Consider the following 23,589-nt stretch of genomic DNA (forward strand, 5'->3'; position numbering starts at 1 on the left):
GCCGGCACCGGCCTCAGCCGCCGGCGTCGAGCCAGCGCACCCTGTCACGGGTGGCGTCGCGCAGTTGGGTTTTCAAGCCGTCCACGCGGTCGGCGGGCAGTTCGAGGGACAGCTGCGCGCCGTGCTCGTCGAACGCCTCGCCCAGTTTGTCCGCCGCGTGCGCGGCCAGCTGCGTGTAGACGGTGCCGAGTTCGTCGAACGGGCAGGCCAGCCGCAACCTGCACATCGCTACCAGCGGCAGGCGCGGCGCCAGCCGCAGGCATTCGGCCGCGGTGCCGCCGTAGGCGCGCACCAGCCCGCCGGCACCGAGCTTGATACCGCCATACCAGCGGGTCACGACCACGGCGATTCGGTCGTAGCCCTGGCCGTCGATCGCGGCCAGGATCGGACGACCGGCCGTGCCGGCGGGCTCGCCGTCGTCGCTGGAACGGTATTCGCCGCCGCAGCGGTAGGCCCAGCAGTTGTGGGTGGCGTCGGCCACCGAGACCCCGGCGATGAAGGACAGCGCATCGGCCGCGCTGCCGATCGGCATGGCCTGGGCGAGAAAGCGGCTGTGCTTGATCTCCAGCACGTGGCTGGCGGGCGCGGCGAGGGTATCGGGCATCGCGCACATTCTAGGCGGCTGGCCGATGGTTTGCCGGAACCGGACACAGGGGTGTCGGTGACTGGAAAGCCCGGCGCCGCTCAGTGGGCGAGCAGCGGCCGCAGATCGCGCGGAATGCGGGCTTCCGGATGGGCCTGCACGAAACGCTCCAGGCTGGCGCGCGCGGTATCGAGATCGCCTTCGTCGCGACGCGAACGGATGCGCTCCAGCCACTTGTGGCGCGGAAGCAGGGCGTCCTCGTCGATGCCGGTCGGTGCCGCGATCGTGATCCTGGCCTGTTCGCGCAGCCCGGATGCGGACGCGCGTATCGGTGCATCGGCAAGGGGCTGCGGCGCGCTGGAGTGCAGGCGCATCGCTGCCGGCTCCGCCTGCTGCACGGTTACGGGCGTTTCGTCGGCGATCATGGGCGCCGGTTCCAGTGCGTAGCTGGCAGGCGGCGGTGGTGCAGGGGGCGGTGCTGGAGCGACGACCGCCGCGCGCGCGGGAGACGGTGCGGACATCGCCACTGGCGCCGGTTCCTGCACACGGGGGACGGGCGCGGCCTCGGCCTTGGCGGCTCGTACCGGAGCGACGGGCGATGGGGGAGCCGGCCGCGCGGCGGCGACCGCCGTGGGTGCCGCAGGTACTGCCGCATCGGGTGCGACGACCGCCGCCGGCACTTCCGGCACGGCCGGGGTTCCGGCCGCAGCGGCGGGCATCGGAGCCGATGGCGGTGCGGGCCGCAGTTGCCAGGCCAGGCCGACGACGAGGACCAGCGATGCGGCGACAGCCAGCGACGACACCAGCCCACGGCGGCGGCCACGCCGGACCGGCACGGCGCCGACGGTGAACGGCGCCGGAGGCGCGGAAGGCCGGGGTGCCGGCGGCGATGCGACCGGTTCGCGCGCGAGCGCGGCGATGGCCGCGTCGATCCGCGCCGACGGCGCGAGGCCCGCGGCGGGTCGGCCCAGCAGCCGCGCCAGTTCGCGTTCTTCGGGGGTCAGCGGTTCGGACATGTTCATTCGCTCAACCTCGCGCGCAGCTTGTCCATCGCATAGCGCAGCCGCGACTTGACGGTTTCCCGGCCCACGCCGGTGATCTGCCCGATCTCCTCCAGGCTCAGTTCCTGTTCCAGGCGCAGGATGAGGACTTCCTGCTGTTCCTGCGGCAGTTCGGCCATCGCCTGGCGAAGCCGCAGCCGCTGTGCCTGTTCGTCGGCCAGCAGCTCCGGCGTGCAGGTATCGGCCAGGCGCGCGGTGCGCTCGTCGGCGTCGTCCGGCGCCGTGGGCCGGTGCCGTGCGGCGCGCCAATGGTCGTTCAGGCGGTTGTGGGCGATGCGGAACAGCCAGGTGGCGAAGGCCGCCTCCGGCTTCCAGCCCGAGCGGGCATGGACCAGCCGCTGCCACACGTCCTGGAACAGCTCCTCGGCCAGCGAGCGGTCGCGCAGCTGGCCCAGCAGGTAATGGAACAGCCGCGCGCGATGGCGCGCATACAACTCGGCGAACGCCTCGCCATCGCCTTCGGCGTAGGCCAGCATCAGCGCTTCGTCGGTCGGGGCTTGGACGGCGGTATCCACGTGCCGCAGCCTAAGCGTTGCCCGTGCCACTGCCTAGTCATGTCCGGGTGCGCACCGGGCAACATTCAGGAAATGTCGAGGCGTGCGCATCGGAGCCGGGGTTGCGGCGTTATGCTGCGCGACAGGGGGGAGTTCCGGATCACCGGAACCCGGAAGAAACATGGAGATCATGTCGCACAGCCAATCCGACGTGCATGCCGGCAACGGACGCGTGGACACCGATTCGCCCGCCAACCGGGTGGTGGCGACGCTGCATGGCCTGCTCCCGGGCGACAGCACCGTGGCGCTGGCCTGGGATGACGCCGTACTCGGCCAGGGCGATTGCGTCAGCCCCGGGGCCGAGGCGCTGCGCGAGGTGGTGCGCGGGCTGCTGGCCGGCGCGCCGCTGCCGGATGGCCTGCGGCAACCGTTGATGGAGAGCTGGACCGACGGCGATGATGGTGCGCGCATCGTGGTGCTGGCCGAGGCCGATACCGCATTCTCCGGGGCGCAGCGGCAGGCCTGGCTGGGCACGGCGCATGCGCTGGTCGCCGCGGTGCTGGTGTCGCTGCGGCAGGGCGTGCAGATCGAACAGCTCGAGCGCGCCAAGCGCCTGCAACGCGCCCTGTTCGAGATCGCCGACCTGGCCGGCAGCGATCTGGAAATGCCGCAGATGCTGGCCCAGTTCCACCGCATCCTGTGCACGCTGATGTATGCGGACAACTGCTACATCGTCGAATGCGATGAGCACCAGGGCAGCCTGCGTTTCCTGTATTTCGCCGACACCCTGGACAACTTCGCTCCGCCTCCGGAGCGGCGTTTCCACTTCGAGGAAATGCAGGACAGCCTGACCTTCGCGGTGCTGCGCAGGGGCAAGACGATGCACGGCCCGTCGCGTGAACTGCTGCAGGTGCTGGACCAGCAGCATTCGGTGCACAGCGGGCCGGACAGCGCCGACTGGCTGGGCGTGCCGATGTGGCGCGACAGCACCGTGTGCGGCGCGATCGTGGTGCAGAGCTACGAGGCCGGCGTGCAGTATGGGGACGAGGACCGCGCGGTCCTCAACTTCCTGGCCAAGCACATCCTGACCGCGATGGACCGGCGCCAGGCGCACGTGCAGCTGGAACAACACGTGCAGCGGCGCACGCTGGAGCTGGAGCGGGCCAATGCCAGCCTGCAGGACGAGATACAGGAGCGGCGCCGCGCCGAGGCCCTGCAGGCGGCACTGTTCAATGTCTCCGAACTGGCGATGAGCTGCGGCAGCCAGGCCGAGTTCCATGCCGAGGTGCACCGGGTGATCGGCGGGCTGCTGGACGCCAGCAACTTCTACATCGCGCTGGTCAACGAACAGGGCGACGGGCTGGATTTCGTCTATTCGGTGGACGAGTTCAACCGGGTGCGCGCCTCGCGTTCCTTCAGCGGCGGCCTGACCGAGTACACCATCCGCAGCGGCCAGCCGCTGCTGGCCACGCGCGCGGAGATCGACCTGCTGATCGCGCGTGGCGAGGTGCGCGAGTTCGGCGCCAAATCGCAGTGCTGGCTGGGTGTTCCCCTGTTCAGCGATGACGAGGTGGTGGGGGTGATCGCGGTGCAGAGCTACAACCCGCAGGTCACGTTCACCACGCACGACCAGCGGCTGCTCGCGTTCGTGGCGCGCAACATCGGCAACAGCCTGGCACGCCAGCGCGACCGCAACCGGCTGCTGCAGGCGCATGCCGAGCTGGAGCGGCGCGTGGCCGAACGCACCCGCGAACTGGGCGAGGTCAACCAGAAGCTGCTGGCGCAGATCGGCGAGCGCATGCGCGTGGAGCAGCGCCTGACCCACCTGGCGATGCACGACGTGCTGACCGGCCTGCCCAACCGCCTGCAGTTGCTGGAAAAGCTGGAAGAGGCCATCGAGCACGCGCAGCTGGGCGTGGGCCCGATGTTCGCGCTGCTGTTCCTCGACCTGGACCGCTTCAAATGGGTCAACGACAGCATCGGCCACGCCGCCGGCGACCGCATGCTGGTGGAAGTGGCGCAGCGCCTGGTCGGCATGCTGCGCGGCGATGACGTGGTGGCGCGCCTGGGCGGCGACGAATTCGCGCTGCTGGTGCGCTGCGATGGCGCCGAGGCGGCAATGGAGGTCGGCAGGCGCCTGCTGCGCTCGCTGGAACACTCGATGTGGGTGGACGGGCGCGAGCTGTTCCCGTCGGGCAGCATCGGCATCGCGCTGTGGAGCCCGCGCTACACCTCCGGCGCCGAGCTGCTGCGCGACGCCGATGCCGCCATGTACCGCGCCAAGGGCATGGGCCAGGACCGCTGCATGGTGTTCGACGAGGCGATGCGCGAGCAGTCGCTGCGGAGCCTGGAACTGGAGGCGGACCTGCGCCGGGCCATCATCAGCAACGACTTCCTGCCGTTCTACCAGCCGATCGTGTCGCTGGCTGACGGCGGCGTGGTCGGCCACGAGGCGTTGCTGCGCTGGCAGCACGAGGGCCGGGGGCTGCTGCTGCCGGGTGAGTTCATTTCGCTGGGCGAGGAGAGCGGCCTGATCGAGCAGGTGGATTGGCTGATCTACGAGCAGGTGGTCCGCGACCTGGCGGGTACGGCTTCGGGCTATATCTCGGTGAACGTGTCGCCGCGCCACTTCCGCTCATCGGAATTCGTCGCGCGCCTGCTCGGCCTGCTGGATGCGGCCGGCGCCGATCCGGGCCGGCTGCGGGTGGAAATCACCGAAATGGCGCTGCTGGAGGACGCCCCGCGCACGCTGCGCACCCTGCACCAGCTGCGCGAGCGCGGCATCGTGGTGCAGCTGGACGATTTCGGCACGGGTTATTCGGCGCTTTCCTATCTGCACCGTTTCCCGATCAGCGCCCTGAAGATCGACCGCAGCTTCGTGGCGGGCCTGCATGCCGACAACGGCAAGAGCACGGAAGCGCTGGTCGAGGGAGTGGTGTCGCTGGCGCGCACGCTGGGCATCGAGACCATCGGCGAGGGCGTGGAAGACGAACGCCAGCTGCGCGCCCTGTTCGAGATGGGCTGCAACTTCGGCCAGGGCTATCTGCTCGGCTATCCGCTGCCGCGCGAGGCGACACTGCAGAAAATGGGGTGAGCAGGCTTCCGCAGGCGCCGGGTCTGCCGGTGAGACCACATGCGGGGCAAGCCCCGCATCTACGGATGTGTGTCGCCCGGTTGTGCCGCACCTGCGGCAGATCGTCGTGAAATCTGTGGCCATCCGCCATCGCACGGGATGACGTTGCAGGTGCGGGGCTTGCCCCGCACACGCTTGCCGCAGTGCTGCGCGCAGCTTCTCGTCGAACCGCGCCGCGCCACGCTGGTAGCCGGGCGCCGTGGAGCCGGCCGCGTCGCCACGCGTCAGTGGCTTACCGCAACGCGGCGAACAGCTTCTAGTCGAACCGAGCCACGCTGGTAGCTGGGCGCCGTGGAGCTGGCCGCGTCGCCACGCGTCAGTGGCTTGCCGCAACGCGGCGAACAGCTTCTAGTCGAACCGCGCCACGCTGGCAGCAGGGCGCCGTGGAGCCCGCCGCGCCGCCATGCGCCAGCGACTTACCGCAACGCGGCGCGAAGCTTTTCGTCGAACCACTTGTCCGCCTGCGCCGGCGAATACGCGCGCATCCATGCCAGCATCTGCTCCGCATCATCGCCGTACCACAGGTCCTGACGCTGCTCCGGGTGCAGGAAGCGTTCTTCCACCATGTGGTCGATCATGCCGATCAGCTGCGAATAGAAGCCGTCGATGTCGAGGAAGGCGCAGGGCTTCTTGCCGATGCCGAGCTGGCGCCAGGTCAGCATCTCGAAGATCTCCTCGGCGGTGCCGAAGCCGCCGGGCAGGGCGACGAAGGCGTCGGACAGGTCGAACATGCGCGACTTGCGTTCGTGCATGGAGCCGACGACTTCCAGCGTGGTCACGCCCTGGTGCGCGACTTCCAGGTCCACCAGGTGCTGCGGAATCACGCCGGTGACCTCGCCGCCGGCGGCCAGCACGCCATCGGCCACTGCGCCCATCAATCCGGTGCGGCCACCGCCATAGACCAGGCGCAGGCCCTCGGCGGCGATGCGCCGGCCCAGTTCGGTGGCGCGCTCGACATAGACGGGTTTGGCGCCGGGATTGGAGCCGCAGTAGACGCAGATGGACTTCATGGATGTTCCTGGTGAGGGTATGCGGATCGCGCCGATGAACGGGGACGGGATCGGGGAGTGCAAAAGCAAGAAGGCTCCGCCGGGGCGGAGCCTTCTTGGTCAGGCCGGTGTCGCTCAGTTGGCCTTGTGGATGGCGCGCTTGCTGACCGCCATCGCCGCGTCGTGGATCGCTTCGGACAGGCTCGGGTGGGCATGGCAGATGCGGGCCAGGTCGTCGGCGCTGCCGCTGAATTCCATGGTCAGCACGCCTTCGTGCACCAGTTCGCTGACGTTCGGGCCGATCAGGTGCAGGCCGAGCACGCGGTCGGTTTCGGCATCGGCGATCACCTTGACGAAGCCGGTCGGCTCGGCCATCGCCACGGCACGGCCGACGGCGGCAAACGGGAAGTTGCCGGCCTTGTAAGCCACGCCTTCGGCCTTGAGCTGCTGCTCGGTCTTGCCGACCCAGGCGATTTCCGGGCTGGTATAGATGACATAGGGGATGGTGTCGAAATTGACGTGGCCGGGCAGGCCGGCGATCAGTTCGGCCACCGCGATGCCTTCCTCGAAGCCCTTGTGCGCCAGCATCGGGCCACGCACGCAGTCGCCCACCGCCCACACGCCATCGACGCCGGTGTGGCAGTGGTCGTCGACCACGATCTGGCCGCGCTCGTTGACCTGCACGCCGGTGCCGTCGGCCAGCAGGCCCTTGGTCGCGGCGCGGCGGCCCACGGCCACCAGCAGCTTGTCCACGGTCAGGGTCTTCTCGCCTTCACCGTCGGTGTAGGTGATGACCACTTCCTTCTTCTTGCCCTTGCCGGTCACCTCGGTCTTGCCGACCTTGGCGCCGAGCTTGATGTCCAGGCCCTGCTTCTTGAATTCGCGCGCGGCGAGCTTGGAGACTTCGGCATCGGCGGCGGCCAGGAATTCCGGCATCGCTTCGAGGATGGTGACCTCGGCGCCCAGGCGCTTCCACACGCTGCCCAGTTCCAGGCCGATCACGCCGGCGCCGATCACCGCCAGGCGCTGCGGCACATCGGTGAAGTCCAGCGCGCCGACGTTGTCGACGATGGCTTCGCCGTCGAACCTGGCGAACGGCAGTTCGATCGAGTCCGAACCGGCGGCGATGATGACGTTGGTCCCCTTCAGCTCGACCTCGGTGCCGTCATGCTGCTTGACCTTGACGATGTTGCCGGCCTGCAGCTGGCCGAAGCCGTAGTAGGCGGCGACCTTGTTGGCCTTGAACAGCTGGGCGATGCCGCCGGTGAACTGCTTCACGATGGCGTCCTTGCGGCCGACCATGGTGCCCACGTCGATGCCGGCGTCCTTGAAGCTGATGCCGTGCTGCGCGAACTGGTGCTGCATGTTGTGGTACTGGTGCGAGGAGTCCAGCAGCGCCTTGGACGGGATGCAGCCCACGCGCAGGCAGGTACCGCCCAGCGCCGGCTTGCCGTCCTTGCCCAGCGCCGCGTCGATGCAGGCGGTCTTCAGGCCCAGCTGGGCAGCGCGGATGGCGGCGTGGTAACCGGCCGGGCCGGCACCGATGACGACGACGTCGAATTGTTCAGCCATTTGAGGTTCCTTGATGCTTTCCGTCGGCTTCGGGGCGAAGCCGGTGGCGCGGGGCGCCGGGGAAGGGGCGGGCGCTGGACCGGCCCCGGAGCGACGAACCCCTCCGGTGAAGGAGGGGTCCGGCGGGGTCTTACAGGCCGAACAGCATGCGGCCCGGGTTTTCCAGCTGGTTCTTGATGTCCACCAGGAACTGCACCGCGTCCTTGCCGTCGATGATGCGGTGGTCGTAGGACAGGGCGATGTACATCATCGGCGCGATCACGACCTGGCCGTTCTCGGCGATCGGGCGCTCCTTGATCGTGTGCATGCCGAGGATGGCGCTCTGCGGCGGGTTGACGATCGGGGTCGACATCAGCGAGCCGAAGGTGCCGCCGTTGGTCACGGTGAAGGTGCCGCCCTGCAGGTCGTCCAGGGACAGCTTGCCGTCGCGCGCCTTCTTGGCGTAGTCGGCGATGCCCTGCTCGATGTCGGCGAAGGACATGCGCTCGACGTTGCGCAGCACCGGGGTCACCAGGCCCTTGTCGGTGGACACGGCGATGGAGATGTCCGAGTAGCCGTGATAGATGATGTCGTCGCCGTCGACCGAGGCGTTGACCAGCGGGAAGCGCTGCAGCGCGTTGGCCGCGGCCTTCACGAAGAAGCTCATGAAGCCCAGCTTGATGCCGTGCGCCTTCTGGAACTCGTCCTGCAGTTCCTTGCGCGCGGCCGAGACCTTGGCCAGGTTGACTTCGTTGAACGAAGTCAGCATGGCGATGGATTCCTTGGACTGCATCAGGCGCTCGGCGATGCGCTTGCGCATGCGGGTCATCGGCACGCGTTCTTCCGGACGCGCGCCGCCGGCCTTGCCGACGCCGCCGTTGCGGGCGAAGTTGACGATGTCTTCCTTGGTCACCGCGCCATGGCGGCCGGTGCCGGCGACATCGGCCGGATTCACGCCCTCGGTGATGGCCGAGAAGCGGGCGCCCGGCGGCAGGCTGTCGGCGGCCGACCTGGCGGCCGGGGCCGGAGCGGCGGCAGCGGCGGCCGGAGCCGGAGCGGCAGCCTTCGGTGCCTCGCCGGCAGCCGGGGCCGGCGCCGCGGCGACGGCGCCTTCCTCGATGATCGCCACGACTTGGCTGCTGGTCACGGTGGCGCCTTCGGGGAACTTGATTTCCTTGATCACGCCATCGACCGGCGACGGGACTTCAAGCACGACCTTGTCGGTTTCCAGGTCAAGCAGGTTTTCGTCGCGCTTGACCGCGTCGCCGACCTTCTTGTGCCAGGTGGCGATGGTGCCGTCAGCGACGGATTCGGGCAGTACCGGGGCTTTGACTTCGGTGGCCATGCAGGGGCTTCCTGGTTCGTATTCTTCGTGAAAGGGGGAGAGTTATTCAGCGAACTGGTCGTTGAAGGGATTGACCAGCGCATCGGCGAGCAGCTGCTGCAGTTCGCGCAGGTGGTCGGCCATGTGGCCGACGGCCGGCGACGGCGAACGCGGGCGGCCAGCGTAGTGCAGGTTCTGGCCATCGGCCAGGCAGGCCTGCAGGTGGTGGCGGATCTGGTACCACGCGCCCTGGTTCATCGGCTCTTCCTGGCACCACACCACATCGGCGGCCTTGCCGTACTTCTTCAGTTCGGCAGCCAGCTGCGCGCGCGGGAACGGATACAGCTGTTCCACGCGGATGATCGCCACGTCGTCCTGGCCACGCTTGGTCTGGTCTTCCAGCAGGTCGTAGTAGACCTTGCCCGAGCACAGCACCACGCGCTTGACCTTCTTGGCATCGGCATTGGCGTCGCCGATCAGGTGCTGGAACTCGCCGTTGGCCAGTTCGTCCAGGGTCGACACGGCCAGCTTGTGGCGCAGCAGCGACTTGGGCGACATGACGATCAGCGGCTTGCGGGTGTCCATGCGCATCTGGCGACGCAGCATGTGGAACGCCTGCGCCGGGGTGGACGGCACGCAGACCAGCATGTTCTCCAGCGCGCACAGCTGCAGGAAGCGCTCCAGGCGCGCCGAGCTGTGTTCCGGGCCCTGGCCTTCGTAGCCGTGCGGCAGCAGCAGGGTCAGGCCGGAGATGCGGCCCCACTTGGCTTCGCCGGAAGCGATGAACTGGTCGATCACGACCTGCGCACCATTGGCGAAGTCGCCGAACTGCCCTTCCCAGATGCACAGGGTGTTGGGATCGGTGGTGGAGAAGCCGTACTCGAACGCCATCACCGCTTCTTCGCTGAGCAGCGAGTCGATGATGGTGGCCTGCTCCGGCGACTCGACCAGCTGGCGCAACGGCAGGTAGTAGTTGTCGGTCTTCTGGTCGTGCAGGATCGCGTGGCGGTGGGTGAAGGTGCCACGGCCGACGTCCTGGCCGACCAGGCGCAGGCTGTTGCCTTCGTCCAGCAGGGTGGCGTAGGCCAGGTTCTCGGCAAAGCCCCAGTCGCCCGCGATCTCGCCGGCGGCCATCTTGCGACGGTCGTCGTACACCTTGGCCACGCGCGAGTGCAGCTCCACGCCGTCCGGGATGGTGTTGATCATCGTGGCCAGCCGGGTCAGCTTGCCCATCTCGACCTTGGTGCTGACCGGGTCGGACAGCTTGCCGGACAGGTAGCGCGGCCAATCCACGTACATCTTGCTGGTGGTCGGGGTCTTCTCGACCACGGCCAGCTCGGTGGTGACTTCGCCCGAATCCAGCTTGTCGCGGTAGGCGTCGACCATTTCCTTGCCGGCGCCGGCGGCGATCACGCCAGCGGCTTCCAGCTGCTCGGCGTAGAGTTCGCGGGTGGTCTTGTGCTTGCGGATCACCTGGTACATCAACGGCTGGGTGATCGCCGGTTCATCGGCCTCGTTGTGGCCCCAGCGGCGGTAGCAGACCAGGTCGATCACGACGTCCTTATGGAACTGCTGGCGGAAGTCATAGGCCAGCCTGGCGGCAAACACCACCGCTTCCGGGTCGTCGCCGTTCACGTGCAGGACCGGGGCAGCGACCATCTTGGCGATGTCGGTGCAGTACAGGGTCGAGCGCGAGTCGTCGCGGTTGGAGGTGGTGAAGCCCACCTGGTTGTTGATGACGATGTGCACGGTGCCGCCGACGGTGAAACCGCGGGCCTGCGACATCTGGAACAGCTCCATCACCACGCCCTGGCCGGCGAATGCGGCGTCGCCGTGGATCAGGATCGGCATCACCTGCTTGCGCGCGGTGTCGTTGCGGCGTTCCTGGCGCGAGCGCACCGAGCCGGCGACCACCGGGTCGGCGATTTCCAGGTGCGACGGGTTGAACGCCAGGGCCAGGTGGACCGGGCCGCCATCGCTGGCGACGTCGGCCGAGAAGCCCATGTGGTACTTCACGTCACCGGCCACGGCGCGGTCGTCGTGCTCGAACTTGCCTTCGAACTCGTCGAACAGCTTGCGCGGGTTCTTGCCCAGGGTGTTGACCAGCACGTTGAGGCGGCCGCGGTGGGCCATGCCGATCACCACGTCCTTGACGCCTTCCTTGCCGGCGTCGCGGATGATGGTGTCCATCATCGGGATCAGCGAATCGCCGCCTTCCAGCGAGAAACGCTTCTGGCCGACGTACTTGGTGTGCAGGTAGCGTTCCAGGCCCTCGGCGGCGGTCAGGCGCTCGAGCGTGCGGCGCTTGGTGCCGGCATCGAGGTCGTAGTTGCCGCCGGCCTGCTCCAGGCGCTTGTACAGCCACTGGCGCTGGTCGACTTCGGCGATGTACATGAACTCGGCGCCGATGGAGCCGGTGTAGGTCGCCTTCAGGCGCGCCAGCAGGTCGCGCAGCTTCATGCGCGGCTGGCCGCCCACGCCACCGGTGCTGAACTCGTCGTTGAGGTCGGCATCGCTGAGGTTGTGGAACGGCAGGCTGAGGTCCGGCGGGTTGACCGGCGGGGTCAGGCCCAGCGGATCGAGATTGGCGCCGAGGTGGCCGCGCGAGCGGTAGGCGGTGATCAGGCGCCCGACGTTGCGCTCGCGCTCGTCGCCGCCACCGGCATTGGCCACGGTGCTGGACGCGTTGCGGCCGGCTTCGGCGATGTGGGCGATGACGGCAGAATGCGGGACATCACCTGCTTCGCGGCCCTTGAAGCCATCGAAGTAGGACTTCCATTTGGGGTCCACACTGTCCGGGGAGACGAGGTACTGCTCGTACAGATCCTCGATATAGGAGGCGTTGCCGCCGGCGAGTTGCGATGACTGCGCAAACTGCTTCAGGAGATTGTCCACGATGGAGAGTCGGATTCGCTTGTGGGGTATGGCTTCTGGAACCGGCGGGACCTTGCAGCAGGACGCCGCGCGGGCGTGATGAAACCGTTGAATTATACCCTCGCGGGGACAGGAAGGGGCACACACTCTGTCCACCGGGTTAATGTCGGGCCATGCCTTGTCCCGGCCCGACAGCGCTCAGATGCCGAGTGTCCTGGGCCCGTCGCAGTCGCGTGCGCCGTCCCATGCGCGCTGGAACAGCGCGTCCTGCTGGCGGGCGCGCGCCGGCATGTCCAGGCAGAGTTCGCCCTCGAACCGGTCGCCCATTGGACGAAAGTAGCAGTCGCCGTTGTCGTTGACCGCGCAGGCTGGCACCAGCGCCTGCTCGGCCGGGTCCGCCGGCTGGCGCAACTGGAATGCGCTGGGCAGGCGCTGGACGAGCGCGAGCAGTGGCGCGGGCAGGCCCGCAAGGTCGCCGTCGTGCAGCAGCACCAATGCCTGTTTGTCGTGGCGCGCGGTGGCGAAGCGGCGCAGCGCCTGCAGTACGACCGGCTGGCCGAGCAGCGCGGTGTCGCCGCTGCGGCAGCCGAGCAGCAGCCGGCGCCGGGCGCGGTGGATCACCGCGGACAGCGCCGCCCCGGCCTGGCCCGCATCCTGCACGCGCATGGCGCCATCCATGCGGCGGCGCATGGTCTGGTGGGCGATTCCCGCCTCCTCGAACTCCGCGCCCTCGGGCAGGAAGCCGTTGCGCGCATAGAAATCGCGGGCATGGACCTGGGCATGCAGGGAAACCTCGTCCCAGCCACGGTGGGCGGCTTCGGCCACCAGCGCCTGCAGCAGGGCTTCACCGACGCCAAGACCGCGCCAGCCGGACAGGACCGCCATGCGGCCGATGCGCCGCTGTGGCGTCAGCCGGCCGGTGCCGATGGCATGGCCATCGGCATCCAGCGCCACGACATGGTGGCTGAGCGGGTCCAGGTCGTCGGTCTCCAGCTCGGCCGGCACCTGCTGCTCGCCGACGAACACGGCATGGCGCACGCCGTGCAGCAGCACATGCTGCGCGGCGTAGTCGGCCATCTCGACATGGAACGCCGCGGGCGTCATGCCGCCGGGCTGTCCTCGTCGCCGTCGTCGCAGATCACCACGACCTCGACGCCTTCCTCGTTCACCTGCACGGTGTCGATGGTGCCGCTGGCCGGCTCGCCTTCGCCGGCCTGGGCGTATTCGAACACTTCGATTTCGAGTTCCGGGGCATCGGCCTCGTCGTCGAAATCGTCGTCGCGCTCTTCTTCCATCACCTCGAGCGCGTCCTGCTCGGCCTGCATCGCCGCCAGGGTCTCGGCGTCAAGCAACTGGTAGTGGCCGCCGGCCAGCAGTTCGAGCACGGCGCTGCGGCCCTTGGCCGACAGCTTGCCGAACATGACCGCGTCGATCCGCTCGGCGGCGGCCAGGCCCTGCGCGTCCTTGACCGGCAACTGGAAGGCGTGGCCGCTGCTGTACAGCGCGGCGCCGCGGGTGGCACGGCGCCAGGCCAGTCGCGCCCACGGATGGCGCTCGAGCAGGCCGCCCTCGTCCAGCACGGTCTCGACATCGGCGGGGGCCGGCGGGGCCTGCGAGGGCAGGATGTCGCCGGCGGCGCGGTAGGTGGTGATGAAACGGCCGAACCAGTCGCCGAGGCGGTCCGGATCGTTCATGCGCAGCGCGTTGAGCGCGGCGATCACCCGTTTCATCGCCGCCGCATCGATCTCATTGGGGTCTTCCGGCAGCTTCAGGTCCGGGTCCTGGTAGCGGATGGCCTCGTCGGCGTCGGCCACCAGGTCGTCCAGCCAGTCGCTGATCAGCTCGGCCGAGGACGGCGCGCGCATGCCGAAGGAGAAGGTCAGGCACGGATCCTCGGCGACGCCGTGGTGCGGCACGTTGGGCGGCAGGTACAGCATGTCGCCCGGTTCCAGCACCCAGTCGTGGGTCGGCTTGAACTTGCGCAGCAGCTTCAGTTCGACGTCGGGGCGGAAATCCAGCGGCGGGCGCTTGCCCTTAGTCGACTCGCTGGCGTCGATCTGCCAGCGGCGGTGGCCGTGGGCCTGCAGCAGGAATACGTCGTACTGGTCGACATGGGCGCCGACCGAGCCGCCAGTGGCGGCGAAACTGATCATCACGTCGTCCATGCGCCAGCGCGGCAGGAAGCTGAAGTGCTGGAGCAGGGCACGCACGTCCGGGTCCCACTTGTCCACGTCCTGCACCAGCAGGGTCCAGTCGTGGTCGGGCATGCCCGGGAAATCTTCTTCCTGGAACGGGCCGGTGCGCAGACTCCAGCCATCGGTGGCGCGATCGTGGGTGACCAGGCGCGCCAGCGCGCCTTCCTCGCAGGCCAGGCCGGCCAGGTCTTCGGGCATCACCGGGGTCTGGAAATCAGGGAATGCGCCGCGGATCAGCAGCGGGCGCTTCTGCCAGTAGTCGCGCAGGAAGCGTTCGGCGGGCATCCCGAGCGGATGGCGGGCGCTGGCCCTGGTCTCGATGGGCAGGGGGGAGGAGGTCTTTTTCATCGCGCGCAATACCATTGGAAAACGGGGGCGGCGTGGGTCGCCGACGGAGGCGTCATTGTCGCCCAGGCGCCGGTGGAGCGCCTAGCGCCGCCGCAGGGCCGCCGGCGGGCAGCACCGGCGTGGGCGCGCCGTCGAGCAGGCGCTCCAGCACCGCGGCCGGGCAGGGCGGGCTGAAGCCGAAGCCCTGCGCCAGCAGGCAGCCTTCACTGCGCAGGAACTCCAGGTGCTGCGCGTGCTCGACGCCCTCGGCGACCACGGCCAGCCCCAGGCTGTGGCCCAGGCCGATGATGGCGCGGCTGATCACGGCCAGTTCGGTGTCCTGGGGCAGCCCGCCGATGAAGCTCTTGTCGATCTTCAGCATGTGCAGCGGGAACCGCTTCAGGTAGCCCAGCGAGGAATAGCCGGTACCGAAATCGTCCAGCGCCAGGCGCACCCCCAGCGCGGCCAACTGGCGCAGCGCACCCAGGGTCGCGTTGCTGTCCTGCATCAGGTGGGTCTCGGTGATCTCCAGTACCAGGCTGGCTGGCGGCAGACCGGTCGCGTCAAGGATGCAGACCAGCCTGGCGACGAAATCGTCCTGCTGCAGCTGGCGCCTGGACAGGTTGACCGAGCAGTAGAGGTGGCGGTGCCCGGCCTGCTGCCAGGCGCGGGTCTGACGGCAAGCCTCACGCAGCACCCAGTCGCCGACCTGGACGATCTCGCCGGATTCCTCCAGCGAAGGGATGAATTCCAGCGGTGGCACCAGCCGGCCGTCGTGGCGCCAGCGCAGCAGCGCCTCGACCCCGACCATGCGCGGGGCGGCCGGGTCGAGATCGTGGATGGGCTGGTAATGCAGCACGAATTCGTCGCGCGCCAGCGCCTGGCCCAGCGCGCTCTCCAGTTCCAGCTGGTGCTGCGCGCTGGCCTGCAGCCCGGCGCTGTAGTGGGCGAACTGCGCCTTGCCGGCCTGCTTGGCCAGGTGGAGGGCCAGGTCGGCGGCCTGCAGCGCGTCGTGCAGGTCCGCGCTGGCCTGCAGGCTGGCGATGCCGATGCTGGCATTGACCACCAGGGTGCGGTCGTCCAGGCACATCGGCTGGTGCAGCCGTTCGAGGATGCGCTGGGCGACCTGCTCGGCCTGCGTGCCGGGGCCAAGATCGGTGAGCAGCACCACGAACTCGTCGCCACCGAAACGGAACAGATGGTCGTCCGCACGCAGGCACTGCGCGAGCCTGCGGCCGACTTCGACCAGCACGCCGTCACCGAACAGGTGGCCGAAACTGTCGTTGATCAGCTTGAAGCGATCCAGGTCGATGAACAGCACGGCGGCCTGGCTGCTGCCGGTTTCGTGCAATCGGCGCTGGGTGTGCAGGAGCAGTTCGTCCAGGCGCAGGCGGTTGGCCAGCCCGGTCAGCGGGTCGTGGCGGGCGGCGTGGTGCAGCTGCTGCTCGATCGCCTTGCGCCGGCCGATGTCGCTCTGCGAGCCGGTGATGCGCAGCTGGCCGTCGCGGTCGGCCTCGGCAACGCCGCGGCTCAGTACCCAGCGCCATTCGCCGTTGCGGCAGCGGATGCGGTATTCGTGATGGATCGAGTCCGACTCGGCGTGCAGGTGCGCATTGATGGCGCGGTGCAGGCCGGGCAGGTCGTCGGGATGGACGCGGGAAAACCAGGCGTCGCTGGTCTGGCCCAGGCCTGCGCGGTCCAGCCCGATCATCTCGGCCCAGCGCTCGGACACGTACAGCGTGTCCGGGCCGGGATGCCAGTCCCAGATGCCGTCATGGGCGCCGCGCAGGGCGCGCGCGAAGCGCGCCTCGCTGTCTTCCAGCGCCTTGCGCTGGGCGGCGCTGTAGGTGTCGATGGCCAGGGTCATGTCGAAGAAGACCGCCTTGAGCAGGCTGGAGAACAGCCGCGCATCCTCGCCCTCGCCGCACAGCGGCACCAGCATCTGTTCCAGGTACAGCCGGTATGCGCCCAGGTACCACTTCAACTCGACACCGTTGATATGGTGGATCAGGCCGATGCGCAGGCGGTTGTCGACATAGTCGTGGTCGTACGGCCCCTGCCAGAGACGCTGGTAGTACTCCAGTTGCCGCTGTTTCAGCCGGTGCACGGTAGTCGGGTCGCCCAGCAGCGCGGCCGGTGCGGAGAAGTCATCGAGGTGGCGGTAGAGCTTTTCGATGAACCCGGCCTGTGCTGCGGCCATGCGGCCGGCGGCGTGATTGAGGCTGCGCGCGTCGTCCTCCCGCCATTCCAGCAGGCGCGAGCGTTCGCTGATTTCTGCCTGCTCCAGGCCGATGCGCCGCATCAGTTCCTGCAGTGTGTCGACGGCACCCATGGTTTCCTCTTGCGTTGAAGGCGGGCATGAAAAAAGCGCCACGACGGCCGCTCCGTCCGGAACGGCTGCCGTGGCGCTTTGTCTTGCAGGCCCCTGCGTCCTGCCCGGCAAAGCGGGTCCGCGCGTCGCGCGGCACCCAGACGGGCTATGCGGCGCCGGCCAGGTCTTCCAGCAGGCGGGTCAGGCGCTGCCGCAGCTGGCCCATTTCGCGCGATCGGAACGCATGCCGGCTGCGCTCCAGCGTCTCGATCGCTTCGTACAGCGCGGCCTGCACCTGGCCGGACGGGCCCAGCGGATCCGGATCGAGCCAGCGGCACAGCGGCGCCTGGCCGCAGTCGCAGCTCTGGCTGATGATTTCCGCGCCGTCGGCATCGGCAAGGAGCACGCGCAGCCGCGTGGCCATGCCGGGGTCAGTGCAGATGATCCGGGCCATGCCGCGTTCCTGTCGTGGGTACCGCCGGGAACGCCGCGCGCGAGGCGCCCGTTCCCGTCTTCGCGGGTCCGCCTGCGGCGCCCGCTGTCGTGTGGAGCATGCTCAACATCTCTTGCCGTTCCGTGTTTTCGTGAAAAGCTTCGCCATCGATCGTCGTTGCGCCATGCCGTTCAACCGGCCACGGCCCGCACCGGCGGTGCGGCGGCCAGCTGGAAGCGTGCCGCGGCGTGCGCCAGCATGCCGGCCTGGTGTTCCATGTCGTGGGTGGCCGCGCCGGTTTCCTGCACCAGCGTCGCGTTCTGCCGCGTCGTGCGGTCCATCTGCGCGATGGTCTGGTTGATCTGTCCGATACCGAGGCTCTGCTCGCGCGAGGCGGCCGAGATCTCGGCGGTGAGGGTGGTGACATGCTGCACCGAGGCCACGATCTCGACCATGGTGCGGCGCGCCCGGTCGACCAGGGCCGAGCCGTCGGCGACCTTGTCGACCGAGTCGCCGATCAGCGCCTTGATCTCCCTGGCGGCGGTGGCCGAGCGCTGTGCCAGGATCCGGACTTCCGCGGCGACAACCGCGAAACCGCGCCCGCTCTCGCCTGCGCGGGCCGCTTCCACCGCTGCGTTCAGGGCCAGGATGTTGGTCTGGAAGGCGATGCCGTCGATCACGCCGATGATCTCGCCGATCTTCCGTGACGCCCGCTCGATGGCCTGCATGGTGAGCACGACCTCGTCCACCGCCTGTCCGCCCTGGCGGGCGACTGCGGCGGCGCCTTCGGCGAGCTGGCTGGCACGGTGGGCCGATTCGGCGTTGTCGCCGATGGTGGCGGTGAGCTGCGCCATCGACGCGGCCGCTTCGCGCAGCGTCGCTGCCTGCCGCTCGGTGCGCGCGGACAGTTCGTCGTTGCCGCCGGTGATGCCCGCCGCCGCGGCCGAGATGCTGCCGGCCGACTGCTGGATGCTCGCGACGATGCCGGCCAGCTGCTCGGCGGTGGCGTTGGCATCGGTCTTCATCTGTCCGAACACACCGTCGAAATCGCGGGTGATGCGCCGGCTGAGGTCGCCGCGCGACAGTGCGGACAGGAGCCGGCGCATCTCCTCCGCACTCTCCGAGGTGGCGTCCAGCAGCCGGTTGATGCCCACGGCCAGGCGCCCCATCAGGCCGCTTCCGCCGGCGGCCTGCAGGCGCTGGTCCAGCCGCCCCTGCGCGGCGGCGTCGATGATGGTGGCGATGTCGTGTTCCATGCGGGTCTCGGCGGTGCGGTCGTGCCATTCGACGACGAAGCCGTGGCGCTGGCCGTCGGCCGCGATCATCGGCGTGACGTTCAGGCTGAAATGCGCCTCGCCGACCTGGATCCGGCCGGCGTGGGTGTCCTCCAGCACGTCGAGCAGGGCGCGGATGCGCGCGGGGTCGCGATGGAAGCAATGGATGCTGGCGCCGATCAGCTGGTCCGGGTCGAAGCCGGGAAAGGCCTTGAGCAGTTCCTGGCGCTGGTTGCGCAGGATCGCGATGACGGCCTGGTTGGCGTAGACGATGCAGTGGTCCTGGTCGGCGATCATCATGCCGGTACGCAGCGCGCACAGCGCCGTTTCCACGTGGAAAGCGGCGGCGGGGGCATCGTCGATCGCCGTGGCGGTGGGGACGGGCGCTTCGTTCGCGGCCGGATACTGGCATGCGTCGAGTGCGCGCAGACGCGCCGCGATCACGCAGGCGAAGGCCGCTGTCGCCCCGACCAGGAGCAGGTGTGGGAGCACGGCGATGACCGGGTTCTGCGCGCCCGGCGCCAGCAGGCAGGCATGCAGGACAAGGCTGGCGACCGCCGCCAGCGCCACCGGCAACCGGTCGCGGTAGTACGGCAGCAGGGCAATGACGGCAACCTCTCCGGCGAGTGCCAGCATCAGGCCGTCGGCCGCCGGCGCGGCGAGCGCCGCCACCAGCGCAAGCGCGACCGCGGCGCGGCTGCGCCGGCTGCCGGGCGCGTGCCATGCCTGCCAGACGGCAAATGCGGCTGCCGGCAGGGCGGTCGCCAGCAGCAGGATCCACCTGTCCGAATGCAGCGCATGGGCCAGCGCCGCCACACCCAGCAGCGACAGCATCAGCAGGAACAGCCGGTCCGCCGCGATGGCCGGCGCCTGCGCATGGAACATCCGCGATGTCTCGACAGCACCCATGAATCCCCCTGTTGAAAAACCTGGGCATGAAAAAAGCGCCACGACAGCCGCCCCGTCGGGAGCGGCTGTCGTGGCGCTTCGTCTTGCAGGCCCTTGCGTCCTGCCCGGCAAAGCCGGTCACCGCCAGTGGCGGTACCTTTCAACCGGGCTTTTCTACACGATTGGCGGCGATTGTTCCAGTTGTCTGTCCAGGGGCGGCGGCCTGGTGATCATCATGGGCACGGCGCAGGGAAGAGCGGCTTCGGCGGAAAACGATGCATGGAACAACGGCGAAGCTCGCGCTTCGCCGTTGAAGGGAGAAACCCTGGATTGCTGGAAAGCCGGCCGGAATCCCGCGCCAGCGCCGTCAGATCGCCTTGGCCAGGCGTGCGGCCAGACCGGCGTAGCCGCCCGGGGTGAGTTCGCGCAGGCGCTGCTTGGCCTCGGCCGGCAGGTCCAGCGATTCGATGAACCCGCGCATCGAATCGGCGGTGATGCCCTGGCCGCGGGTCAGCGCCTTGAGCTGCTCGTAGGGGTTGGGCAGGCCGTGGCGGCGCATCACCGTCTGCACGGCTTCGGCCAGCACTTCCCAGGCCGCGTCGAGGTCGGCGTCCAGGCGCTGCGGGTTCACTTCCAGCTTGCCCAGGCCCTTGGCCAGCGACTCCAGCGCCACCTGGGTGTGGCCGAAGGCGGTGCCCAGCGCGCGCAGCACGGTCGAGTCGGTCAGGTCGCGCTGCCAGCGGCTGATCGGCAGCTTGGCACTGAAGTGCTCGAACAGTGCGTTGGCGACGCCGAAATTGCCCTCGGCGTTCTCGAAGTCGATCGGGTTGACCTTGTGCGGCATGGTCGAGGAGCCGACTTCGCCTTCCTTGAGCTTCTGCTTGAAATAGCCCAGCGAGACATAGCCCCAGATGTCGCGGGCCAGGTCGATCAGGATGGTGTTGGCGCGGCGCGTGGCGTCGCCGATCTCGGCGACGTTGTCGTGCGGCTCGATCTGGGTGGTGTAGGGGTTGAACACCAGGCCCAGCGAGGCGACGAAACGCTCGGCGAAGGCCGGCCAGTCGATGTCCGGGTAGGACACCACGTGCGCGTTGTAGTTGCCCACCGCGCCGTTGATCTTGCCGGTCAGTTCGACCGCGCCGATCTGGCGGATCTGCCGTTCCAGGCGGGCGACGACGTTGGCAATTTCCTTGCCCAGCGTGGTCGGCGAGGCGGTCTGGCCGTGAGTGCGCGAGAGCATGGGCTGCCCGGCCTGGGCGTGGGCCAGCCGGCGCAGCGAGGCGGCGATGCCGTCCAGGGTGGGCAGCAGCACCTTGCCGCGCGCTTCGGCCAGCATCAGGCCGTAGGACAGGTTGTTGATGTCCTCGCTGGTGCAGGCGAAATGCACGAATTCCAGCGCCGGCGCCAGCTCGGTGTCGTCCTTGAGCCGTTCCTTGATGAAGTACTCCACCGCCTTGACGTCGTGGTTGGTGGTGCGCTCGATGTCCTTGACGCGGGCGGCGTCGGCCACCGAGAAACCGTCGGCCAGTGCGCGCAGGCGCGCCTTGCCGGCCGCGGAAAATTCGGCCAGTTCGCCGATGCCCGGTTCGGCGGCCAGCGCCAGCAGCCATTCGATCTCCACCTTCACCCGCGCCCGGATCAGGCCGTACTCGGAGAAGATCGGGCGCAGCGCGTCGACCTTGGACGCATAGCGGCCATCGAGCGGGGACAGGGCGAGCAGGGCGGCTTCTGGACGGGACGGATCGGTCATGTCGGCGGGCAGGGGCAAGGGCGGGGGCGCATATTCTACGGCCTGTCCGGATGGGCCGCCTGCGGCGCCCGCTCCAGCGGACGCCAGCCACGCCGGCCTGCGCGGGTGCGGCGTATCCTCGGTCCATCTTTGAGCGATGGCCTGGGAGAATGCCGATGAGCGGGAAATACCGGATCGAACACGACAGCATGGGCGAACTGCAGGTGCCGGCCGAGGCGCTGTGGGGCGCGCAGACCCAGCGTGCCGTACAGAATTTCCCGGTGTCGGGGCAGCGCATGCCGCGCGCCTTCATCCGCGCGCTGGGGCTGATCAAGGCCAGCGCCGCCGAGGTCAACGTCGGGCTCGGCCTGCTGCCCAAGGGCGTGGGCCGGGCGATCCGCGCGGCGGCGCTGGAAGTCGCGTCCGGAGAGCACGATGCGCATTTCCCGATCGACGTCTATCAGACCGGCTCGGGCACCTCGTCGAACATGAACGCCAACGAGGTCATCGCCACGCTCGCCAATCATGCTGGCAAGGCCGGCAAGACAAGTGTGCACCCCAACGACCACGTCAACCTCGGGCAGAGTTCCAACGACGTGATCCCCACCGCCATCCGCGTCTCGGCGCAGCTGGAAACGGTGGAAACGCTGCTGCCGGCGCTCCGGCACCTGCGCAAGACCATCGACAGGCGCGCCCGTCCGCTGGGCAAGGTGGTCAAGACCGGCCGCACCCACCTGATGGATGCGATGCCGCTGACCTTCGCACAGGAGTTCGGCGCCTGGTCGGCGCAGCTGGCATCGGCGCAGGGGCGTATCGAGGACGCGCTGAAACGGTTGCGCAGGCTGCCGCTGGGCGGCACCGCGATCGGCACCGGCATCAATGCCGATCCGCGTTTCGGCGGCAAGGTGGCGCGTGCGCTCTCGGCGGCGACGGGCACGAAGTTCGAGAGCGCGCAGAACAAGTTCGAGGGCCTGGCCGCGCAGGACGACGCGGTCGAGCTGTCCGGCCAGCTCAACGCGCTGGCGGTGGCGCTGATCAAGATCGCCAACGACCTGCGCTGGATGAATTCCGGGCCGCTGGCCGGGCTGGGCGAGGTCGAACTGCCGGCGCTGCAGCCGGGCAGTTCGATCATGCCGGGCAAGGTCAATCCGGTGATCCCGGAGGCGACGGTGATGGCGGCGGCGCAGGTGATCGGGCACCACGCCGCGATCACCGTGGCCGGGCAGACCGGCAACTTCCAGTTGAACGTGGCGCTGCCGCTGATCGCGGCCAACCTGCTCGATTCGATCCAACTGCTCTCCAGCGTGATGAACCTGCTGGCCGACAAGGTGTTCGCCGGCCTGGTGGTCAAGCAGGAGCGGGTACGCGAGGCGCTCGCGCGCAATCCGATCCTGGTGACCGCGCTCAATCCGATCATCGGTTACGAGAAAGCCGCGGCGATCGCCAAGCGCGCCTACAAGGAGCAGCGCCCGGTGCTGGACGTGGCGCGCGAGGACAGCGGCTTGCCGGAAGCGGAGCTCAAACGCCTGCTGGACCCGGCGGCATTGACGCGGGGCGGCATCCACGACCACTGATTTTCCATCCCGGATCCATCGCCCGGCAGCACAGGGAATCGTGCCGGGCGTCGTCGCGGAGAGGGTCGATGTGGTAAACGGGAACGCAACCGCCACGGACGACAGGGGGACTCATGGCGTTTCTGGTTTTCGGGCTCTATACGGCGTTCTGCTTCTGGGTGGTCTTCATGGACGGCGCCGACACCCTGGAAGGATGGCGGTCCTTCTTCCTGTTCGATTGGTTTGCCGCCTCCCTGAGTGCCCAGGAACTGCGGTTCTACGTGGGCATTTCCTGGTTGGCGTCGCTCGCGGCCCTGCTGTTCGCCACCTTGGGGGGCGCATAGCGGAACCGGCCGGATGCCGCGCGTACCGATGATGGTCCGCGGTGCGCCGGTTGCCGGATTCTTCCCTGGGCGCGGATCAGCGCAGAGCGCGCGGATTGGCCAGCGCTTCGGTGTAGTCCTTGAACTCGGGAATGCGCTGGGCCAGGTCCGGCGGGAACGGAGTTTCGCCCGCTGGCACTTCAAGCGGCACGGTGCGGCCGCTGGCGTCGGCCGGCGCGGTGGTGTCGGTCAGGGTGTTCTGGCGCAGGATCTGCAGCTTGACGAAGCTGGTCTTCAGCAGCCCACGCTGGCCTTCGTCGAGCGGGATCTCGATGTCGTCCACGCGCAACCTGCCGTCTGGCAGGATGTCCAGGTTCGGGTAGGGCGCGCGCCGCACCGACACCATGGTGGCGCCGACTTCCATTTTCGGCTTGCTGCGCTCGGCGCGGTGGGCGGCGTACTGCTCGCGGTCGCCACAACCGGCGATGGCGGCGACGCAGGCCAGCAGGAGGGGCAGCAGCAGTTTTTTCATGGCGTGGCGGAACGG

The 23,589-nt window shown here is 68.8% G+C and carries 17 protein-coding genes; 3 read left to right on the forward strand and 14 right to left on the reverse strand.

Annotated features, from left to right (window positions below; all coding sequences use genetic code 11):
* Nucleotides 1-13: 13 nt before the first annotated feature.
* The 3 genes from AC1DGW_RS04815 to AC1DGW_RS04825 all read right to left on the reverse strand — a co-directional run bounded on the left by AC1DGW_RS04815 (nucleotide 14) and on the right by AC1DGW_RS04825 (nucleotide 2,159).
* Nucleotides 14-604 carry an IMPACT family protein gene (locus AC1DGW_RS04815; RefSeq protein ID WP_478020012.1) on the reverse strand — a complete coding sequence of 197 codons (591 nt, stop codon included), beginning with the start codon at nucleotides 602-604 and terminating at the stop codon, nucleotides 14-16.
* An 80-nt stretch (nucleotides 605-684) separates the two neighbouring features.
* Complete coding sequence (locus AC1DGW_RS04820; protein ID WP_478020014.1) at nucleotides 685-1,605, reverse strand: hypothetical protein; 921 nt, start codon at nucleotides 1,603-1,605, stop codon at nucleotides 685-687.
* Nucleotides 1,602-2,159: an RNA polymerase sigma factor gene (locus tag AC1DGW_RS04825; protein ID WP_478020016.1), complete on the reverse strand. Its 558-nt coding sequence runs from the start codon at nucleotides 2,157-2,159 to the stop codon at nucleotides 1,602-1,604. The genes AC1DGW_RS04820 and AC1DGW_RS04825 overlap by 4 nt, the downstream gene beginning before the upstream one ends.
* A gap of 169 nt (nucleotides 2,160-2,328) precedes the next feature.
* On the opposite strand from AC1DGW_RS04825, the gene AC1DGW_RS04830 reads away from it, so the two are divergent.
* The gene (locus AC1DGW_RS04830; RefSeq protein ID WP_478020018.1) at nucleotides 2,329-5,232 is read left to right on the forward strand and encodes a putative bifunctional diguanylate cyclase/phosphodiesterase; all 2,904 of its coding nucleotides are present in this window, start codon (nucleotides 2,329-2,331) and stop codon (nucleotides 5,230-5,232) included.
* A gap of 455 nt (nucleotides 5,233-5,687) precedes the next feature.
* On the opposite strand, the gene AC1DGW_RS04835 is transcribed toward AC1DGW_RS04830, so the two are convergent.
* From AC1DGW_RS04835 to purB, 10 genes are all read right to left on the reverse strand, one after another.
* Nucleotides 5,688-6,281, reverse strand: a complete 594-nt coding sequence (locus AC1DGW_RS04835) for an LOG family protein (protein WP_478020020.1) — start codon at nucleotides 6,279-6,281, stop codon at nucleotides 5,688-5,690.
* A 114-nt stretch (nucleotides 6,282-6,395) separates the two neighbouring features.
* The gene (gene lpdA / locus AC1DGW_RS04840) at nucleotides 6,396-7,832 is read right to left on the reverse strand and encodes a dihydrolipoyl dehydrogenase (RefSeq protein ID WP_478020023.1); all 1,437 of its coding nucleotides are present in this window, start codon (nucleotides 7,830-7,832) and stop codon (nucleotides 6,396-6,398) included.
* A gap of 130 nt (nucleotides 7,833-7,962) precedes the next feature.
* Complete coding sequence (gene sucB, locus AC1DGW_RS04845; protein ID WP_478020025.1) at nucleotides 7,963-9,156, reverse strand: dihydrolipoyllysine-residue succinyltransferase; 1,194 nt, start codon at nucleotides 9,154-9,156, stop codon at nucleotides 7,963-7,965.
* A gap of 42 nt (nucleotides 9,157-9,198) precedes the next feature.
* Nucleotides 9,199-12,030 (reverse strand): 2-oxoglutarate dehydrogenase E1 component, encoded by a 2,832-nt coding sequence (locus AC1DGW_RS04850; RefSeq protein WP_478020027.1) that lies wholly within the window; start codon nucleotides 12,028-12,030, stop codon nucleotides 9,199-9,201.
* Nucleotides 12,031-12,207: 177 nt separating this feature from the next.
* Nucleotides 12,208-13,113, reverse strand: a complete 906-nt coding sequence (locus AC1DGW_RS04855; protein WP_478020029.1) for a GNAT family N-acetyltransferase — start codon at nucleotides 13,111-13,113, stop codon at nucleotides 12,208-12,210.
* Nucleotides 13,110-14,552, reverse strand: coding sequence for a ribosomal protein uL16 3-hydroxylase (locus AC1DGW_RS04860; RefSeq protein WP_478020031.1), 1,443 nt, complete (start codon nucleotides 14,550-14,552; stop codon nucleotides 13,110-13,112). The genes AC1DGW_RS04855 and AC1DGW_RS04860 overlap by 4 nt, the downstream gene beginning before the upstream one ends.
* A 52-nt stretch (nucleotides 14,553-14,604) precedes the next feature.
* Complete coding sequence (locus tag AC1DGW_RS04865) at nucleotides 14,605-16,863, reverse strand: putative bifunctional diguanylate cyclase/phosphodiesterase (protein ID WP_478020033.1); 2,259 nt, start codon at nucleotides 16,861-16,863, stop codon at nucleotides 14,605-14,607.
* A gap of 145 nt (nucleotides 16,864-17,008) precedes the next feature.
* Nucleotides 17,009-17,296, reverse strand: a complete 288-nt coding sequence (locus AC1DGW_RS04870; RefSeq protein ID WP_478020035.1) for a hypothetical protein — start codon at nucleotides 17,294-17,296, stop codon at nucleotides 17,009-17,011.
* 170 nt (nucleotides 17,297-17,466) lie between these two features.
* Nucleotides 17,467-19,458, reverse strand: coding sequence for a methyl-accepting chemotaxis protein (locus AC1DGW_RS04875; protein WP_478020037.1), 1,992 nt, complete (start codon nucleotides 19,456-19,458; stop codon nucleotides 17,467-17,469).
* Between the two features lie 346 nt (nucleotides 19,459-19,804).
* Entirely contained in the window at nucleotides 19,805-21,187 is a 1,383-nt protein-coding gene (purB, locus tag AC1DGW_RS04880; RefSeq protein WP_478020039.1) for an adenylosuccinate lyase, read from the reverse strand.
* A gap of 155 nt (nucleotides 21,188-21,342) precedes the next feature.
* Between purB and AC1DGW_RS04885 the strand changes: the two genes are divergently transcribed.
* The gene (locus AC1DGW_RS04885; RefSeq protein WP_478020041.1) at nucleotides 21,343-22,740 is read left to right on the forward strand and encodes a class II fumarate hydratase; all 1,398 of its coding nucleotides are present in this window, start codon (nucleotides 21,343-21,345) and stop codon (nucleotides 22,738-22,740) included.
* A 113-nt stretch (nucleotides 22,741-22,853) separates the two neighbouring features.
* Nucleotides 22,854-23,063, forward strand: coding sequence for a hypothetical protein (locus tag AC1DGW_RS04890; protein ID WP_478020043.1), 210 nt, complete (start codon nucleotides 22,854-22,856; stop codon nucleotides 23,061-23,063).
* A 76-nt stretch (nucleotides 23,064-23,139) separates the two neighbouring features.
* On the opposite strand, the gene AC1DGW_RS04895 is transcribed toward AC1DGW_RS04890, so the two are convergent.
* Nucleotides 23,140-23,574, reverse strand: coding sequence for a hypothetical protein (locus tag AC1DGW_RS04895; RefSeq protein WP_478020045.1), 435 nt, complete (start codon nucleotides 23,572-23,574; stop codon nucleotides 23,140-23,142).
* Nucleotides 23,575-23,589: the final 15 nt, after the last annotated feature.

This window comes from Stenotrophomonas sp. 05N423, from assembly GCF_056397145.1.

What these genes read in the sequence shown, in the direction of transcription:
- AC1DGW_RS04815 (WP_478020012.1), bottom strand. Translation starts at nt 604, where the DNA reads ATGCCCGATACCCTCGCCGCGCCCGCCAGCCACGTGCTGGAGATCAAG.
- AC1DGW_RS04820 (WP_478020014.1), bottom strand. Translation starts at nt 1,605, where the DNA reads ATGAACATGTCCGAACCGCTGACCCCCGAAGAACGCGAACTGGCGCGG.
- AC1DGW_RS04830 (WP_478020018.1), top strand. Translation starts at nt 2,329, where the DNA reads ATGTCGCACAGCCAATCCGACGTGCATGCCGGCAACGGACGCGTGGAC.
- AC1DGW_RS04835 (WP_478020020.1), bottom strand. Translation starts at nt 6,281, where the DNA reads ATGAAGTCCATCTGCGTCTACTGCGGCTCCAATCCCGGCGCCAAACCC.
- lpdA (WP_478020023.1), bottom strand. Translation starts at nt 7,832, where the DNA reads ATGGCTGAACAATTCGACGTCGTCGTCATCGGTGCCGGCCCGGCCGGT.
- sucB (WP_478020025.1), bottom strand. Translation starts at nt 9,156, where the DNA reads ATGGCCACCGAAGTCAAAGCCCCGGTACTGCCCGAATCCGTCGCTGAC.
- AC1DGW_RS04855 (WP_478020029.1), bottom strand. Translation starts at nt 13,113, where the DNA reads ATGACGCCCGCGGCGTTCCATGTCGAGATGGCCGACTACGCCGCGCAG.
- AC1DGW_RS04860 (WP_478020031.1), bottom strand. Translation starts at nt 14,552, where the DNA reads ATGAAAAAGACCTCCTCCCCCCTGCCCATCGAGACCAGGGCCAGCGCC.
- AC1DGW_RS04865 (WP_478020033.1), bottom strand. Translation starts at nt 16,863, where the DNA reads ATGGGTGCCGTCGACACACTGCAGGAACTGATGCGGCGCATCGGCCTG.
- AC1DGW_RS04870 (WP_478020035.1), bottom strand. Translation starts at nt 17,296, where the DNA reads ATGGCCCGGATCATCTGCACTGACCCCGGCATGGCCACGCGGCTGCGC.
- AC1DGW_RS04875 (WP_478020037.1), bottom strand. Translation starts at nt 19,458, where the DNA reads ATGGGTGCTGTCGAGACATCGCGGATGTTCCATGCGCAGGCGCCGGCC.
- purB (WP_478020039.1), bottom strand. Translation starts at nt 21,187, where the DNA reads ATGACCGATCCGTCCCGTCCAGAAGCCGCCCTGCTCGCCCTGTCCCCG.
- AC1DGW_RS04885 (WP_478020041.1), top strand. Translation starts at nt 21,343, where the DNA reads ATGAGCGGGAAATACCGGATCGAACACGACAGCATGGGCGAACTGCAG.
- AC1DGW_RS04890 (WP_478020043.1), top strand. Translation starts at nt 22,854, where the DNA reads ATGGCGTTTCTGGTTTTCGGGCTCTATACGGCGTTCTGCTTCTGGGTG.
- AC1DGW_RS04895 (WP_478020045.1), bottom strand. Translation starts at nt 23,574, where the DNA reads ATGAAAAAACTGCTGCTGCCCCTCCTGCTGGCCTGCGTCGCCGCCATC.